This window comes from Bradyrhizobium algeriense (assembly GCF_036924595.1).
GTDB classification, from domain to species: Bacteria; Pseudomonadota; Alphaproteobacteria; order Rhizobiales; family Xanthobacteraceae; genus Bradyrhizobium; species Bradyrhizobium algeriense.
The window spans coordinates 2,658,267-2,672,057 of record NZ_JAZHRV010000001.1; the positions used below are offsets into that span (position 1 = coordinate 2,658,267).

Here is a 13,791-nt window from a genome sequence, read left to right on the forward strand (position 1 = left end):
CAGAGCCGGACGGGCCGTTGTCGAACGGTCCCCCGGTTTCTTGTTTTGCGCCACTGGTTTCGGGTTGGAGTTTTTGACATGAGGCGGGTTGTCGTCACGGGGCTGGGCATGGTTACGCCGCTCGGCTGCGGCGTTGACACAACGTGGGCGCGTATCCTCAACGGTCAGAGCGGCGCCAAAAAGATCGATACATTCGAAGTTGCCGATCTGGCGAGCCAGATCGCCTGCGTGATTCCACGCGGCGACGGCAGTGACGGCACGTTCAATCCCGACCACTGGATGGAGCCAAAGGAACAGCGCAAGGTCGACGACTTCATCATCTTTGCGATGGCCGCGGCGCGCCAGGCGCTCGACGACGCCGACTGGCATCCCTCGACCGAAGAAGACAAATGCGCCACCGGCACCCTGATCGGTTCGGGAATCGGCGGACTGTCCGGCATCGCCGATACGGCGTTGCTGCTGAAGGAACGCGGGCCGCGCAGGGTATCGCCGTTCTTCATCCCGGGGCGGCTGATCAATCTCGCTTCCGGCTATGTCTCGATCGAGCACGGCCTCAAGGGCCCCAACCATTCCGTGGTGACCGCGTGTTCGACCGGTGCGCATGCAATCGGCGATGGTGCCAGGCTGATTGCGCTCGGCGACGCCGACGTCATGGTGGCGGGCGGCACCGAATCGCCGATCTGCCGGCTGGCGATGGCGGGATTCTGCGCGGCGCGCGCGCTCTCGACCGGCTTCAACGAGACGCCGCACAGGGCCTCGCGGCCCTACGACAAGGACCGCGATGGATTCGTGATGGGCGAGGGCGCCGGCGTCGTCGTGCTTGAGGAATATGAGCACGCGAAAAAGCGCGGTGCGCGAATCTATGCCGAAGTGGTGGGCTACGGCCTGTCGGGCGACGCCTATCACATCACCTCGCCGTCGCCGGATGGCGATGGCGGCTTCCGCAGCATGACCGCGGCGATCAAGCGCGCCGGCATTGCGGTAGCCGATATCGACTACATCAACGCCCACGGAACTTCGACGCAGATCGGCGACGAGATCGAACTCGGCGCGGTGGAGCGGCTACTCGGCAACGCCGCCTCCAAGGTGTCGATGTCGTCGACGAAATCGTCGACCGGTCACCTGCTCGGTGCTGCCGGTGCGATCGAGGCCATTTTTAGTATCCTTGCGATTCGCGACAATATTGCTCCGCCCACCATCAATTTGGAAAATCCGTCGGTGGAAACCGCGATCGATCTGGTGCCGCAGACGGCGCGCAAGCGCGAGATTAACGTCGCGCTGTCGAATTCCTTCGGTTTCGGGGGCACCAATGCTTCCGTGATCGTGCGGCGCGTGGCTGACTAGCAAGTGTTTATAACTACTCCACCGTTTTGCCGCATTCGGCGATGACTTCTACATGTGGGCGTATGCTATCGGCTGGGCATAGGATTGCCCGGCCGCGATTGAACCGACAGGATTCAGGTTGCATCGATGAGTGAGAGGCCGCCCATTTCACCACGAAGCCCGCGCGCTGCGCTGGAGCCCGAGCAGGTGCCGCCGCCGCCGAAGCGGTCGGAGCGCGCCCGCAATCCCTTCGTGGTAGTCGGCAATGCCATCATCACCATCCTGATCATTCTGATGATCGGGGCGGGAACGGTGTACTACTACGGCAGACAAATGCTGGAGACGCCGGGCCCGCTGCGGGAAGACAAGATCGTCAACATTCCCTCACGTGCCGGCAAGCGCGACATCGCCGACGCGCTGCTGCGTGAGGGCGTGATCAACGTCAATCCCTGGGTATTCATCGGCGGCGTGTTTGCGCTCAAGGCGAGTTCCGACCTCAAGCCGGGCGAATATTCCTTCCAGAAAAATGCCAGCCTGCGCGATGTCATCGCCACCATCGTCGAGGGCAAGGTGGTGCAGCACGCCGTCACTATCCCTGAGGGCCTGACGTCCGAACAGATCGTGGCGCGGCTCATCGACAACGACATCTTCGCTGGGAGCGTGCGGGAAATGCCGCGCGAAGGCACGCTGCTGCCGGAAACCTACAAATTCCCGCGTGGCACCACGCGCGAGCAGGTGATCCACCGCTTGCAACAGAGCCAGAAGCGGGTGCTCGCGGAGATCTGGGAACGCCGCAATCCGGATGTTCTGGTCAAGTCGCCGGAGCAGCTCATCACGCTGGCCTCGATCATCGAGAAGGAAACCGGCCGGGCCGACGAGCGCAGCCGCGTGGCTGCCGTATTCACCAATCGCCTGCGGCAGAGGATCAAGCTGCAGTCCGATCCGACCATCATCTACGGCCTGGTCGGCGGCAAGGGAACGCTGGGCCGGCCGATCAAGCGCTCCGAGATTACACAGCCTTCGCCCTACAACACCTACGTGATCGAAGGCCTGCCGCCCGGACCGATCGCCAATCCGGGCCGCGCCTCGCTCGAAGCCGCCGCCAACCCGGCGCGCACACGCGACCTGTTCTTCGTGGCCGACGGGACCGGCGGGCACGCCTTTACCGAGACCTACGACCAGCACCAGAAGAACGTCGCCAAGCTGCGGGCGCTCGAAAAACAGATTCAGAACGACACCGTCGAACCATCAGAGGATGCGCCGCCGCCAACGTCGGCCGGAGGGCCGGCCGATACCAATCCAACCGCGACCACTCCGCGGCCGGCGGGGCCGAAGAAGCCGCCCGCCCGTCCTGCGGCGCCTGCGACGGCGCCTGCCCGCCAGGGCGCCGCGCAGTCGACCACGACGCCGCCGGTGGTTCAGCGCTGACGCCCGGCCGGTTAAGTCGGCATTTCCGCTACGGCCGGAACGCAATTCCACTTTGGCGGAAATCGGCTTAAGGTCGCGCCGTCCCTTTCGAGTCTTGAAATCCCTGTTTTTCGGAGAGTGTTACGCGATGGCGCTATCGAGCATGACCGGTTTTGCCCGGAGTCACGGCGCCAGCGGTCCCTATACGTTCGAATGGGAACTGAAGTCGGTCAACGCCAAGGGGTTTGACCTGCGCTTGCGCCTGCCGCCGGGCTGGGACGAACTGGAGGCCTTGGCCAAGAAACGCGCCGGCGAGGTGCTGTCGCGGGGCACGGTCTACGCCAACCTCAGCGTCAAGCGCGCCAACGCGGTCTCCACCGTGCGCATCAATGAAGACGTGCTCGCCTCGATCGTGAAGGTCGCGGGCGAACTCGCCGGCCGGATCGACGCCGTGGCGCCCAGCATCGACGGTCTGCTTGGCATCAAGGGCGTCATCGAGGTCGTCGAACCCGAAAGCGACGAGGCGGAAGACAAGGCGGCGAGGGATGCCGCGGCCACAGCCTTCGAGCACGCGCTCGCCCAACTCGTCGAGATGCGCCGCCGCGAGGGCGTGACGCTGGGACAAATTCTGATCCAGCGCATGGATGAGATCGAGAGGCTGGCGAAGAAGGCCGAGGCTGCGCCCGGCCGCAAGCCGGAGGCGATCAGGGCGCGCCTGGCCGAGCAGGTGGCGGCACTCTTGGAAACTTCCGAACGCTTCGACGCTGACAGGCTCAATCAGGAAGCGATCATGATCGCGACCAAGGCCGACATCCGCGAAGAGCTCGACCGCATCGCCTCGCACGTCGCGCAGGCCCGCGAGATGATCGGCAAGGGCGGACCGGTCGGCCGGCGGCTCGACTTCCTCGCCCAGGAATTCAACCGCGAGGTCAACACCTGCTGCTCCAAATCGAATGATCTGGAATTGACCCAGACCGGGCTCGAGATGAAGAACGTGGTCGAGCAATTCCGCGAGCAGGTCCAGAACCTGGAGTAACCGATGACGGCTGGAGGTTTCGACGGGGTTGAACGGCGAGGGTTGATGTTCGTGCTGTCGTCGCCCTCGGGCGCGGGCAAGACCACGCTGTCGCGCATGCTGCTTGAGCGCGAGCCGGGCCTGAAGATGTCCGTTTCAGCAACGACGCGCTCGATGCGACCGGGCGAGGTCGAGGGACGCGATTATTTCTTCGTCGACAAGCAGAAGTTCGAGACGATGGTGGAGCAGGGCGAACTGCTCGAATGGGCGACCGTATTCGACAATCTCTACGGTACGCCGCGTGCGCCGGTCGAAGCGGCATTGTCGGCGGGACAGGATGTCTTGTTCGACATCGACTGGCAGGGCACCCAACAGCTGCATCAGAAGGCGAGCGTCGATGTCGTTCGGGTATTCATCCTGCCGCCATCGGCCGCCGATCTGGAGAAACGGCTGCACACGCGTGCGCAGGATTCCGACGAGGTTATTCGCGGGCGCATGAGCCGCGCCACCCATGAACTCAGTCACTGGGCGGAATACGACTATATCGTCGTCAACCACAACGTCGATGACGCGTTCGCCGAGGTGCAGTCGATTCTCAAGGCCGAGCGGCTCAAGCGTGAGCGCCGCACCGGCCTGACCGAGTTCGTTCGCAAGCTACAGCGCCAGCTGGAGAAATAGCCGCCGCTTCCATTTCGGTCAGGTCTGCGCGCTGCGGGCGAGCCGGGACAGCATTTCCGTAACCTGCCGCTCCCGCTCCCGATCCTGGGGCGCGTGTCCCTGGGGCACGTGTCGTCGTTCCTGCGGCGGGCGTGGCCGCTCCTGTGGCATGCGCGTTGTTCGCTCCTGGGGTACGCGCGTTCGCTCCTGGGGTACGCGTGTCCGGTCCTGGGGCATCCGCGGATTGTGCACGCCGCCGGTGCGCCGCAGCCCGGCGTCCTCGTCATGGAACATCGGTTGCGGCGAACGCCGCCTTGTCTTTGCGGAATCCCACATCGCGCGCCGCTTGCGGCGCATGGCGCGGCGCGCCCGCATGCGGCCGATCCTGACGATCGCGCTTACCGTGAGGCCGGCCAGCGCAAGCGCGGCGGCCATCACCAGAAGCAGTTTCTGCAGCGATGCGGTCGGCTTTGCCGTCGCCGCGTCCGCAGCCGTGGGCGCAACCTGATCCGCCGCCGCGGGCTGCTGCACTTCCTCGGCCTGTGGCGGCTGGGCTGCGGGCGCGGCTGCCGCCGTCTGGAGATTGGTTGGCGTGGTCAAAGATCTTGTGGTGGGAGCGTCATTCCATCGCACCGACGACAGTGGCGCTGGCGCCAGCACATTCGGCATGGTTGCGCGCGGGCTATTCTGCACGGCCGGTGCGGGAGCTGCCGCAACCGTTCGCTCGACTTTGGCGGGCGAATTTGGCTCGGCGCGGGGTTGCTGGGAAACCCATTCGGCACGCGCGTCGGAGATCGACTTGCGCGTGATCGTTCGTTGCTGCGTCGGCTCCTCTGCTGCCGAAGGGGCTGAAGCTGGCGGCGCGGCGCGTGCGAACTTGTCGTCAGCCGTGTCGCTTTCCTCCCGGAGATACCAGCACTGGCGTTTGGTGACGCGATCGATGCGATAGTACCAGTGGCTGCCCGAGGGGTTCGCGCCCTTCGGCGCGGACAGGCAACTGTCCGCGGCGGCCTGGGTCGCTTGTGATGGGGCGGCTTCCGCGGCTGTTGTTAATACCTGGGCCCGGAGATCCGTCGTGGCGGCCAGACTGGCGCCTGCCACCACACCGGCAAGGAGAGCCGGGACGAATTTCACGGAACGGTTCGACATTCTGTATCCCCGGCAACGCACGCAACACGACGCTTAATGCCCCCAATCTGGTCAGAGACTTGGGTGGCAATGAGCCGCAATTTCGGAGCGGATGGGGTTTAATTGGGGCTTGCGCGCTGCCTCAATTGAGGCGGGCTAAACCTGTGGAAAACCGGCGTTTTTTCTACTGTCTGGGGGCGGTCCAGCGTCCGGTACAGCCGTCGGATCGCACGAATGAACCGGAGCCGCTGTGGGCCGACATGCGGCCCGAACTGGTCCAGCTCACACCCCCGGCGGATCCGTGTCCCCTCAAGGAGCCATTTGGGCTGACCTGACCGGAACTCCATTCCACGGACTGGCTGTCAATTCGCGACTCCGGCTGCAAAAGCCGTGAGCAATGCCTTTCCCTGCGGCCAGTCCTCCAGCCCGCTTGCCTCATTGATGTGGCCAAGCTCTCCCACTTCTACAATGCCGCTTCTCCACTGACTCGCTCTCCCGCGGGCATGCTCGATCGTGCCATAGGGATCGTTCGCGCTTGCGATGATGAGTGAGGGAAACCTGAACCGGCCGAGTGGCGGATTGGCGAAACTGGCGGCCTCGACGGGGAAGGCCTGGGCTTCCGGATTCGGAACGGCAACGAGGAATGCGCCGGCGACCGGCGCCGCGGAAACCTGCTGCCAGTGCGCAACCAGAAGACATGCCAGGCTATGAGCGAGGAGGAGCGGCGGCTTCGAAGCGGCGCCGACTGCGCGATCCAGCGCTGAGATCCAGTCCTTGAGTTCAGGTCGATTCCAGTCGGCAGGCTGGAAGCGCCGATAGCGAGGGTTGCTCCTTTCCCATCGGGTTTGCCAGTGCAACTCACCCGATCCTCCGATCCCCGGCAGAATAACGATGTCGGTCATATCAGCTCCGTTGATTTTGTAACCGGACGAAATTGACGTCTTCCGCTGCGATCTGGAATGGGCAATCATCGGAAAAGACGTCCTCTTACCGATGGATTCAAGGTCTTCATGTCATTTCGAGAAAGCTCCATCCCAGCGCCGGACCCGACTGATGTCGCGATCATCGAAGTCCTGCAGGAGGATGGGCGTATCGCGATATCCGAACTTGGCCGCCGGGTCGGACTCTCACAGCCAGCGACCTCGGAGCGGGTCAAGCGACTGGAGGAGCGCGGAATCATTACGGGCTATACCGCGAAGATCAATCCGACCGCGCTCGGGTTGAGGATGATGGCCGTCATCCGCCTGCGCACGACCCACGAATATATTCAGTCCTGCCTGAAGCAATTTTCCGAAATGCCTCACGTCATGGAGGTGCTGCGACTGACCGGCGAGGATTGTTTCATTCTCAAGGTTTTCGTGCCGTCGCCACAGGAGCTTGAAACGATCGTGGATGCAGTCGCGCGGCACGGCTCGGTCACGACGTCGCTGGTGCTGCGCAGTGAGCCGTCAAAGCCGATCGGGCGGGCGTTGATCCAACGCTAGCCAGGAAGATGCTCCCAAGCGGCAGTCCAGACCGTCACCGCAATTCCAAGTCATCCCTGATCATACACATGTCGTGACCGACGCCGCCAAGGCGCTGGGTGTGACCCGTCCCGCGCTCTCGGCGCTGCTCAATGAGCGCGCGGCACTATCGTCTGAAATGGCGCTGCGCATCGAGAAGGCGTTCGGCATATCCATGGATACGTTGATGCGCATGCAAAATAGCTACGACATTGCGCAGGCGCGTCGCCGTGCCGGGAAGATCAAGGTTGCGCGGTTTCGCAAGGTTGGAGATCCGGGCCCGGCGCTCGCGTGATCGGATGAGAATGATCCGCCTCGGAATTACAGTGTGTATCCAACAGACGCGTCGCGCCTGCGATCATCATGAAGTTAAGTGCACTCACCTGCAATTCCTGACCTACCGATCGGTCCAGCATCCCCGCCGGACCCTGAGCTGATCGTCGCTACCGTCGAGCGCGTGTTTAGTCGCAGATGCGCTCGCGAATCCTGACACGTTCACCAAAGCGGTTGGTGCGTTCGCGGATTACGATCCGGCAGTCATCTCTGTAATCACGATCGCGGTAGTAGTGGCGATCATAGCCGGGACCAACGTAGACGCCGCCCGGACCGACGCCAAACTCAACAGCGTTGGCCGAAGCGATGGTTCCGACCGTAAGCAGTGTCGCAATCGTCAAGGCAGATAGCTTCATAGATACCTCCTCTTGTCGACCAGAATCAAAGGCTTCGAAAGGCATTCGTTCCGCCTGGCGGAGATTTTGATGGCGCCGTCATCTTAGGTTCCGCCAAAGAACATTGCAGCGAACCGTCTCGGTTTCGATCTCCGAACGCTCGTTGCGGTACCGGCAGAACCCCGCTGCTATTGTCGTACTCGACGCAGGTTTCACGCACGTGGTTGCGAGCGGAGGAACCTGACGCCGTTCTGAATGGTTGATCGATTTGTTCTCCGCGCCCTCCCGCTCCGTACTCGGACGAGGACACCATGACTTCACTTGCGAAACTTCTCACTCAAAAGCAACAACTGCTGGGCAGGTTGGAGGAGGACCCGGGGCCCAATGAGCGCGCCGAACTGGAACGCCTTATGGAGAAGGTCGATGCGGCGTTGAGCTCACTGGAGCCTGCGCCCAGCGACATGGCCGAGGATCATGACGGCCGCTCAGACTCGGCGGCAATTGATAAGACGACTTCGCCTTCCGCACCCGGGCGCACCCTTCGCTCAGGCAGACGCTGAGGGCTGACCTGTCGAGGAAGGGCGCCGCGCTATGTCGTGTGGTTTCCGTCATTACTGTGATAGTGCTGGAAATCGACGCGTCGCGCCTGCGATCATCATGAAGTTAAGTGCACTGTTCCTCGTGAATTGACCCGCGGCGCCTCTCGTTCCATCTCACGCAGAGGTGTTGGAACTGCAGGGAACAGGGGGAACGAGCTGCTTTCATCAGCGCTTGTTCCTTGTCCGCTTGGTCGGGCTCATCTTCATACAAGCAATGGAGTAATCCTTATGAGACGATTGCCGCTGGCCCTGGGCCTCCTGGCTGCATGCGCCGCCACTGCCGCGTCAGCCGAAACGGTCAACCTGACCGGCACCTACCGGTGCATCCAAATGTGCCGGAACGGCATGGTCGGCGCTCCCACCTTCGTCACGCAGAACGGGGACGCCGTGAACCTCACGACGGAAACGGGTGAATCCTACCGGGCCTGGCCCGACTGGACCGGCGCCCTTCAGCCGAATCTGGATCGATGCGCGCGACGAGGGCGCCGTCTATTCGCCCGACGGCATGCGCATTCAGTTCGATGATGGCCGCGTCTGGCAGCGCGATATCGGCCCGCCGCCGCGCGTGGCGTTCCGCCGCGCGCCCGTGGTGTACAGCAGGTAGTTTCAAGCGTGGGCACGGCACTTCGCGCCGTGCCCACCTCTCAGGCCATTTCGACGAAAGCAGCTCGACGGGAAGCTATCGGAATCAAAAGGACGGAGCGGGCCGAAGGCTCCATCGTTGCAGTGACGCGAGCGCACCACCTCAGTTTTTCAGCACAATCCGCCCGACGACTTCCCGGCGCGCAACTCGTCGATCCATTCCTGGACGCCGGTCATCGGCTCTTTCTTCATCGGCGTCGGCTTGATCTTGCCGGCGCGGGCGAGGGCCATCAATTCCTTCGCCTCGGCGAGGGTCCCGACCATGAAGAATTACGGTGAAGAATTTCGGTGACAGTGCTGGACTGCACCCTTGGAATGAGACACGCTGACTTCCGTGACAGTGCGGTTGCCATGCACAGATCTAGAAGGAGCGGCGCGCGACGCTTGTCTTGGGACGATGCCCACAAGCTTGCAACGAGGAGCGCCGCTCTGAGAGTGTGTTTAGCTGGGCCGATCGCTGCGCGGTCAGGCCCTTCTACTGAGGCTTAATACGCGCCTTGCAGCGGGGCCCAATTCCAATGCGGCTGCGGCAGCGCTTCTTGTGTGGTTTCGGCCGGGGCTCGCGCGGCTGTACTTGCGAGCGGAGCGGGGGCCATCGTCCCCGGATAAGGGGTTTGGGCCACGCTTTCAGCGCGCAACGCTCGGCCAAGATGCATTGCGCATCCACTCATCTTTCCGCTGAGCATCGCGTCCTGCGCCTGAGCAATCTCCCTTTCCGCCATGAACTTGGCGGGGCCGTCGGCCATAGCCTCGACCTCGCCTTCAGCTTTAGCGAAGTGGTCGCCGCTACATCCGACACCGACATGCGCGGTGTGATGGATGTGCCTGGCATGTGCGGCGGGCACAAAAGCATAGGCCGTTGCAGCTATTGCGGCTGCACCTAGCACCTTCCTGAGCATTGTTCTTCCCTTTTTGCTTTGCAATCCGGCATCATTGTCGGACCACCTGAACAACACCGGCTGCGTCCAATCGACGCGGGTGATCAGAATGAACTTCCCGCGATTTCGCGCGATCCAAATGTGATCGGCGGTAGTTGCAATGCCCTTATGCGCTCGCCGCCCGCCCGGCCCTTAGCGGTCAGTCCCGGTCGCTCCACCCTACGTGCTGTCGCAATTCGCGTTACCGCTTTTCTGCAGGGTGCAGCCGCATTTCAATGACGTTCACCGACAAACGATCAATGTAATGGCGCTCGGCCGCTTCAATGAATTGGTCGGCAAAGGCAACGCCTTCGACTCGCGCCAACGTCAGTCGTCTTGATCTAGATCACCGCTTTGCATTTGAGCGATCCAACGCCAGATGATAAAGCGCTCCAGACGCGTCGAGCATCGCATGCAGTTAAGTGCACTGTCCCTGCGTATCCCTATCTCTCAAGCTTTAGTTCGCTTGATGTCGTTCACGACCTCTGGGTCCCTCAAGTCTCGGTGCCACCAATGGTTCACGAGATCCAACGGCTTTTCCCTGCGCCGCCGATTGTCTGCGACTGCCAGTAACTTGATGAGGAGTTTAAAAACTCGGGGTAGCTCAGACTCCGGAAGTCGCACAAGCTTCGCTAACTGAACCTTGAGGTCTGGCTTTGTGATCAATACGCTCGGGGTGAGCGTCGGCTTTAGCCCCGCTTCGGAAATCGCAACGGCGGCGTCTTCCTGTCGCGGACTAGCCTGCAAGATGAAACCATTTAAACCAAGCAGCAGCCTGCGTTTGCCGTCTTCGTTCTGCGCCTGGAACCATGCGTCGCCCTCTGAATCACTAACGATCCCCTGCGCCAACTGATTCAGCAAGATCTCTTCGTCTACGCTTAGCATCGGGAACCTCAGCGTCGCTGCCGCCGCAAATTCATGGCAACGACGCGAACGCGCCACCTCAGTTCTTCAGCACGATCCGCCCCACGACCTTGCCCGCCCGCAGCTCATCGATCCATTTCTGGACGTCGGCCATCGGCTCTTCCTTCATCGGCGTCGGCTTGATCTTGCCGGCGCGGGCGAGCGCCATCAGCTCCTTCGCCTCGGCGAGAGTGCCGACCATGAAGCCTTCGATGGTCATGCGCTTGTAGACCCATTGCACCATCGGCAGGCTGAAATTGCCGCCCATCAGGCCGGAGACCACGACCTTGCCGCCGCGCGCCACCGTCGCAACCGCGAACGCCATCGATTTCTCGTTGCCGGCAAAATCGACAACGCCGTCGAAGCCGCCCTCGGTTTCTTTCAGGATGCGCCTGATGATTTCGGGCTCGGACGGATCGTAGGCGGCCGCGGCGCCGTTCTTCAGCGCGGTCTCGCGCGCGGCGGGGCTGAGATCGGCCACCGTGATGTTCTGCTTGAACATGGCTTGCGCGAATGAAAGCCCCATCATGCCGACGCCACCGAGCCCGATCAGCAGGAGATTGCGCTGCCGCGGACGGTCGACCAGCCGCTTCAACGCGCCATAGGCGGTGACGCCCGAGCACATCAGCGTCGCCGCCTGGTTGACCGGCAGCGGATCGTAATCGAGCAGGTACTTTGCGTCGGGCACCAGCACATGGGTAGCAAAACCGCCATCGATGGAGACGCCGAGGAAGCGCTGCTTGACGCAGAGGTTCTCGTCGCCATTGGCGCAGTCGCGGCACTGGCCGCAGCCGATCCAGGGGAATACCGCCTGCTTCTTTCCGATCAGCTCCTTCGAGGTATCGGGACCGACCTCATCGACCACGCCGGCGATCTCGTGGCCTAGCGTGAACGGCAGCGTCATGCCGCGCGTGGTGTCGAGCCGCTTGCCGCCGCCCAAATCAGCATAGCCGTCCTGGATGTGCAGGTCGGAATGGCAGAGACCACAGCGCTCGATGCGAACGAGGACTTCGCGACCTTGCGGCTTCGGCGTGTCGACAATGGTTTCGCACAATGGCGCATCGAACTTGACCAGCGACTGGCGACGCATCAGCGCCATGGCAATATCTCCCTTGAGCAGAAGTTTCTTCAGAGCGTTTGAGCTTTTGTGCTTCGTATATCGGTCAATTCACGGGCCATGGCAACAAAGCCGGATACGGGGATTGTTTCGGCCCGCCGGGTCGCATCGACCGAGGCGGCCTCGGCCAGCCGGGCCGGATCGACCGACAGCGATTTAAGGCTCTGCCGCAGCATTTTCCGGCGCTGGCCGAAGGCTGCGGCCGCCACCTGTTCGAGGGCGCGACGGTCGCACGGCTCGGGTGCCACGCGCGGCACCAGCCGCACCACCGAGGAGGTCACCTTGGGCTGCGGCACGAAGGCGGCCGGGGAAATGTCGAACAGGATCTTGGTCTCGGCGCGCCAGTTGGCGAGCACCGCGAGCCGGCCATAGGCCTCGTCATTCTCTTTGGCGACGATGCGCTCGGCGACCTCGCGCTGAAACATCAGCACCATCATGTCGTACCAGGGCGGCCATGGCTCGATCGAGAGCCAGTCCACCAAGAGCGCGGTCGCGATATTGTAGGGCAGGTTGGCGACGATCTTTGCCGGCTCGCCGCCGAGCATCGGGCGGGGATCGAAGCGCTGCGCGTCAGCGTGCACGATCTCGAGCCGGCCGGGATAGCGCCTGGCGATGTAGTCGAGCGGGGCCAGTGCGCGCTCGTCGCGTTCGACAGCGATGACGCGCTTTGCGCCCAGCGCCAGCAGCGCGCGCGTCAGCCCGCCGGGGCCGGGGCCGACCTCGATGATGGTGGCGCCTTCGAGCGGACCCGCGGCGCGCGCAATCCGCGCGGTGAGGTTGAGGTCGAGCAGGAAATTCTGGCCGAGCGATTTGCGCGCCGACAGGGAATGTTCGCGAATGACGTCGCGCAGTGGCGGCAGATCGTCGATCGCGCTCATGAAGGCTTGGTCGTCGCCATGCGCGCGGCAAGACGCAACGCTGCGGCGAGACTCGAAGGATTGGCCTTGCCGGTGCCGGCGATGTCGAAGGCGGTGCCGTGGTCCGGCGAGGTGCGGATGAACGGCAATCCCAGCGTCACGTTGACGGCATCCTCGAACGCAATCGTCTTGATCGGGATCAGCGCCTGGTCGTGATACATGCAGATGGCGCAGTCGTAGCTGTGGCGCGCCGCGGCGTGGAACATGGTGTCCGCCGGCAACGGGCCCCTGGCGTCGATGCCCTCAGTGCGCAGCGTTTCGATAGCGGGTGCGACGATGTCGACGTCTTCGCTGCCGAGCGAGCCGTCTTCGCCGGCATGCGGATTGAGGCCCGACACCGCAAGGCGCGGACGGGCCAGCCCGAAATGCGCTTTCAGATCCGCGACCGCAATGCGGGCCGTCGTCACGATCAGCTCGCTCGTGAGCTGCTCCAGCGCCTCACGCAGCGAAAGATGGATGGTGACGGGAACGACGGCGAGCGCCGGCGACCACAACATCATCACCGGCTGCGGTGAACGCCCGCCATTGGCGGCAAGCTCGGCGAGAAACTCGGTGTGGCCGGGATGGCGGAATCCGGCGCGGTACAGCACGCTCTTGGCGATCGGGTTGGTGACGACGGCGCCGGCTCGTCCTCGCCTGACATGGTCGACCGCCTGGCGGATGGAGGCCAGCGCGGCGGTCGCGCTGGTATCGTCGGGTTGTCCGGGGCGCGCGGTGGCGATTTCGCCCGTCGCCACCACGGGCAATGCTTTCGCAAATGCCGCGCTCGCTTCCTCAGGGACAGCATCGGCGAGCTCGACCTGCAAGCCCAGGAGTTTCGCCCGACCAGCGAAGAAGGCGCGATCGCCGAGCAGATAGAACGGCGGCAGGTCCAGCTCTTTGCGCCGCAGCCAGGCGGCGAGGGCGATGTCGGGGCCGATGCCCGCGGGTTCGCCGGATGTCAGCGCGAGTGCCTTGATTTTTGGAGGCTTGGACATCAGAGCCTTGGACATCAGA

The 13,791-nt window shown here is 63.2% G+C and carries 14 protein-coding genes and 3 pseudogenes; 8 read left to right on the top strand and 9 right to left on the bottom strand.

What is annotated here, in order from left to right:
* Positions 1-78: 78 nt before the first annotated feature.
* From fabF to gmk, 4 genes are all read left to right on the top strand, one after another.
* Complete coding sequence (fabF, locus tag V1286_RS13035) at positions 79-1,344, top strand: beta-ketoacyl-ACP synthase II (protein ID WP_334480095.1); 1,266 nt, start codon at positions 79-81, stop codon at positions 1,342-1,344.
* A gap of 126 nt (positions 1,345-1,470) precedes the next feature.
* On the top strand, positions 1,471-2,751 hold the full coding sequence (mltG, locus tag V1286_RS13040) for an endolytic transglycosylase MltG (protein WP_108519336.1): 1,281 nt from the start codon (positions 1,471-1,473) through the stop codon (positions 2,749-2,751).
* A 127-nt stretch (positions 2,752-2,878) separates the two neighbouring features.
* Positions 2,879-3,766 carry a YicC/YloC family endoribonuclease gene (locus tag V1286_RS13045; RefSeq protein ID WP_334480099.1) on the top strand — a complete coding sequence of 296 codons (888 nt, stop codon included), beginning with the start codon at positions 2,879-2,881 and terminating at the stop codon, positions 3,764-3,766.
* A 3-nt stretch (positions 3,767-3,769) separates the two neighbouring features.
* Positions 3,770-4,423: a guanylate kinase gene (gene gmk, locus V1286_RS13050; protein WP_334480101.1), complete on the top strand. Its 654-nt coding sequence runs from the start codon at positions 3,770-3,772 to the stop codon at positions 4,421-4,423.
* Positions 4,424-4,441: 18 nt separating this feature from the next.
* Here the strand turns inward: gmk and V1286_RS13055 are convergent, their stop codons facing one another.
* On the bottom strand, positions 4,442-5,551 hold the full coding sequence (locus tag V1286_RS13055) for a hypothetical protein (protein WP_334480103.1): 1,110 nt from the start codon (positions 5,549-5,551) through the stop codon (positions 4,442-4,444).
* Between the two features lie 341 nt (positions 5,552-5,892).
* Positions 5,893-6,501 (bottom strand): RBBP9/YdeN family alpha/beta hydrolase, encoded by a 609-nt coding sequence (locus V1286_RS13060; protein WP_417021135.1) that lies wholly within the window; start codon positions 6,499-6,501, stop codon positions 5,893-5,895.
* Positions 6,502-6,540: 39 nt separating this feature from the next.
* Between V1286_RS13060 and V1286_RS13065 the strand changes: the two genes are divergently transcribed.
* Entirely contained in the window at positions 6,541-7,014 is a 474-nt protein-coding gene (locus V1286_RS13065; protein ID WP_334480108.1) for an Lrp/AsnC family transcriptional regulator, read from the top strand.
* A 73-nt stretch (positions 7,015-7,087) separates the two neighbouring features.
* Positions 7,088-7,327, top strand: a pseudogene (locus V1286_RS13070) (HigA family addiction module antitoxin); the annotation flags it as partial.
* Between the two features lie 166 nt (positions 7,328-7,493).
* Here the strand turns inward: V1286_RS13070 and V1286_RS13075 are convergent.
* The gene (locus V1286_RS13075; protein WP_334480110.1) at positions 7,494-7,721 is read right to left on the bottom strand and encodes a hypothetical protein; all 228 of its coding nucleotides are present in this window, start codon (positions 7,719-7,721) and stop codon (positions 7,494-7,496) included.
* A gap of 290 nt (positions 7,722-8,011) precedes the next feature.
* On the opposite strand from V1286_RS13075, the gene V1286_RS13080 reads away from it, so the two are divergent.
* Both V1286_RS13080 and V1286_RS13085 read left to right on the top strand, forming a co-directional pair.
* A complete protein-coding gene (locus tag V1286_RS13080) occupies positions 8,012-8,260 on the top strand; it encodes a hypothetical protein (RefSeq protein WP_334480113.1) in 249 nt (82 codons plus the stop codon).
* A gap of 267 nt (positions 8,261-8,527) precedes the next feature.
* Positions 8,528-8,903, top strand: a pseudogene (locus V1286_RS13085) (hypothetical protein).
* Positions 8,904-9,044: 141 nt separating this feature from the next.
* Here V1286_RS13085 and V1286_RS13090 read toward each other — a convergent pair.
* From V1286_RS13090 to pdxA, 6 genes and pseudogenes are all read right to left on the bottom strand, one after another.
* A pseudogene (locus tag V1286_RS13090) lies at positions 9,045-9,208 on the bottom strand (alcohol dehydrogenase); the annotation flags it as partial.
* 218 nt (positions 9,209-9,426) lie between these two features.
* Complete coding sequence (locus V1286_RS13095) at positions 9,427-9,840, bottom strand: hypothetical protein (protein ID WP_334480115.1); 414 nt, start codon at positions 9,838-9,840, stop codon at positions 9,427-9,429.
* Positions 9,841-10,308: 468 nt separating this feature from the next.
* Positions 10,309-10,800, bottom strand: a complete 492-nt coding sequence (locus V1286_RS13100; protein ID WP_334480117.1) for a DUF5958 family protein — start codon at positions 10,798-10,800, stop codon at positions 10,309-10,311.
* A gap of 1 nt (position 10,801) precedes the next feature.
* Entirely contained in the window at positions 10,802-11,860 is a 1,059-nt protein-coding gene (locus V1286_RS13105) for an alcohol dehydrogenase (RefSeq protein ID WP_334480118.1), read from the bottom strand.
* Between the two features lie 29 nt (positions 11,861-11,889).
* Complete coding sequence (gene rsmA, locus V1286_RS13110; protein WP_334480119.1) at positions 11,890-12,756, bottom strand: 16S rRNA (adenine(1518)-N(6)/adenine(1519)-N(6))-dimethyltransferase RsmA; 867 nt, start codon at positions 12,754-12,756, stop codon at positions 11,890-11,892.
* On the bottom strand, positions 12,753-13,772 hold the full coding sequence (gene pdxA / locus V1286_RS13115; RefSeq protein WP_334489651.1) for a 4-hydroxythreonine-4-phosphate dehydrogenase PdxA: 1,020 nt from the start codon (positions 13,770-13,772) through the stop codon (positions 12,753-12,755). Before pdxA ends, rsmA begins: the two co-directional genes overlap by 4 nt.
* Between the last annotated feature and the right edge of the window lie 19 nt (positions 13,773-13,791).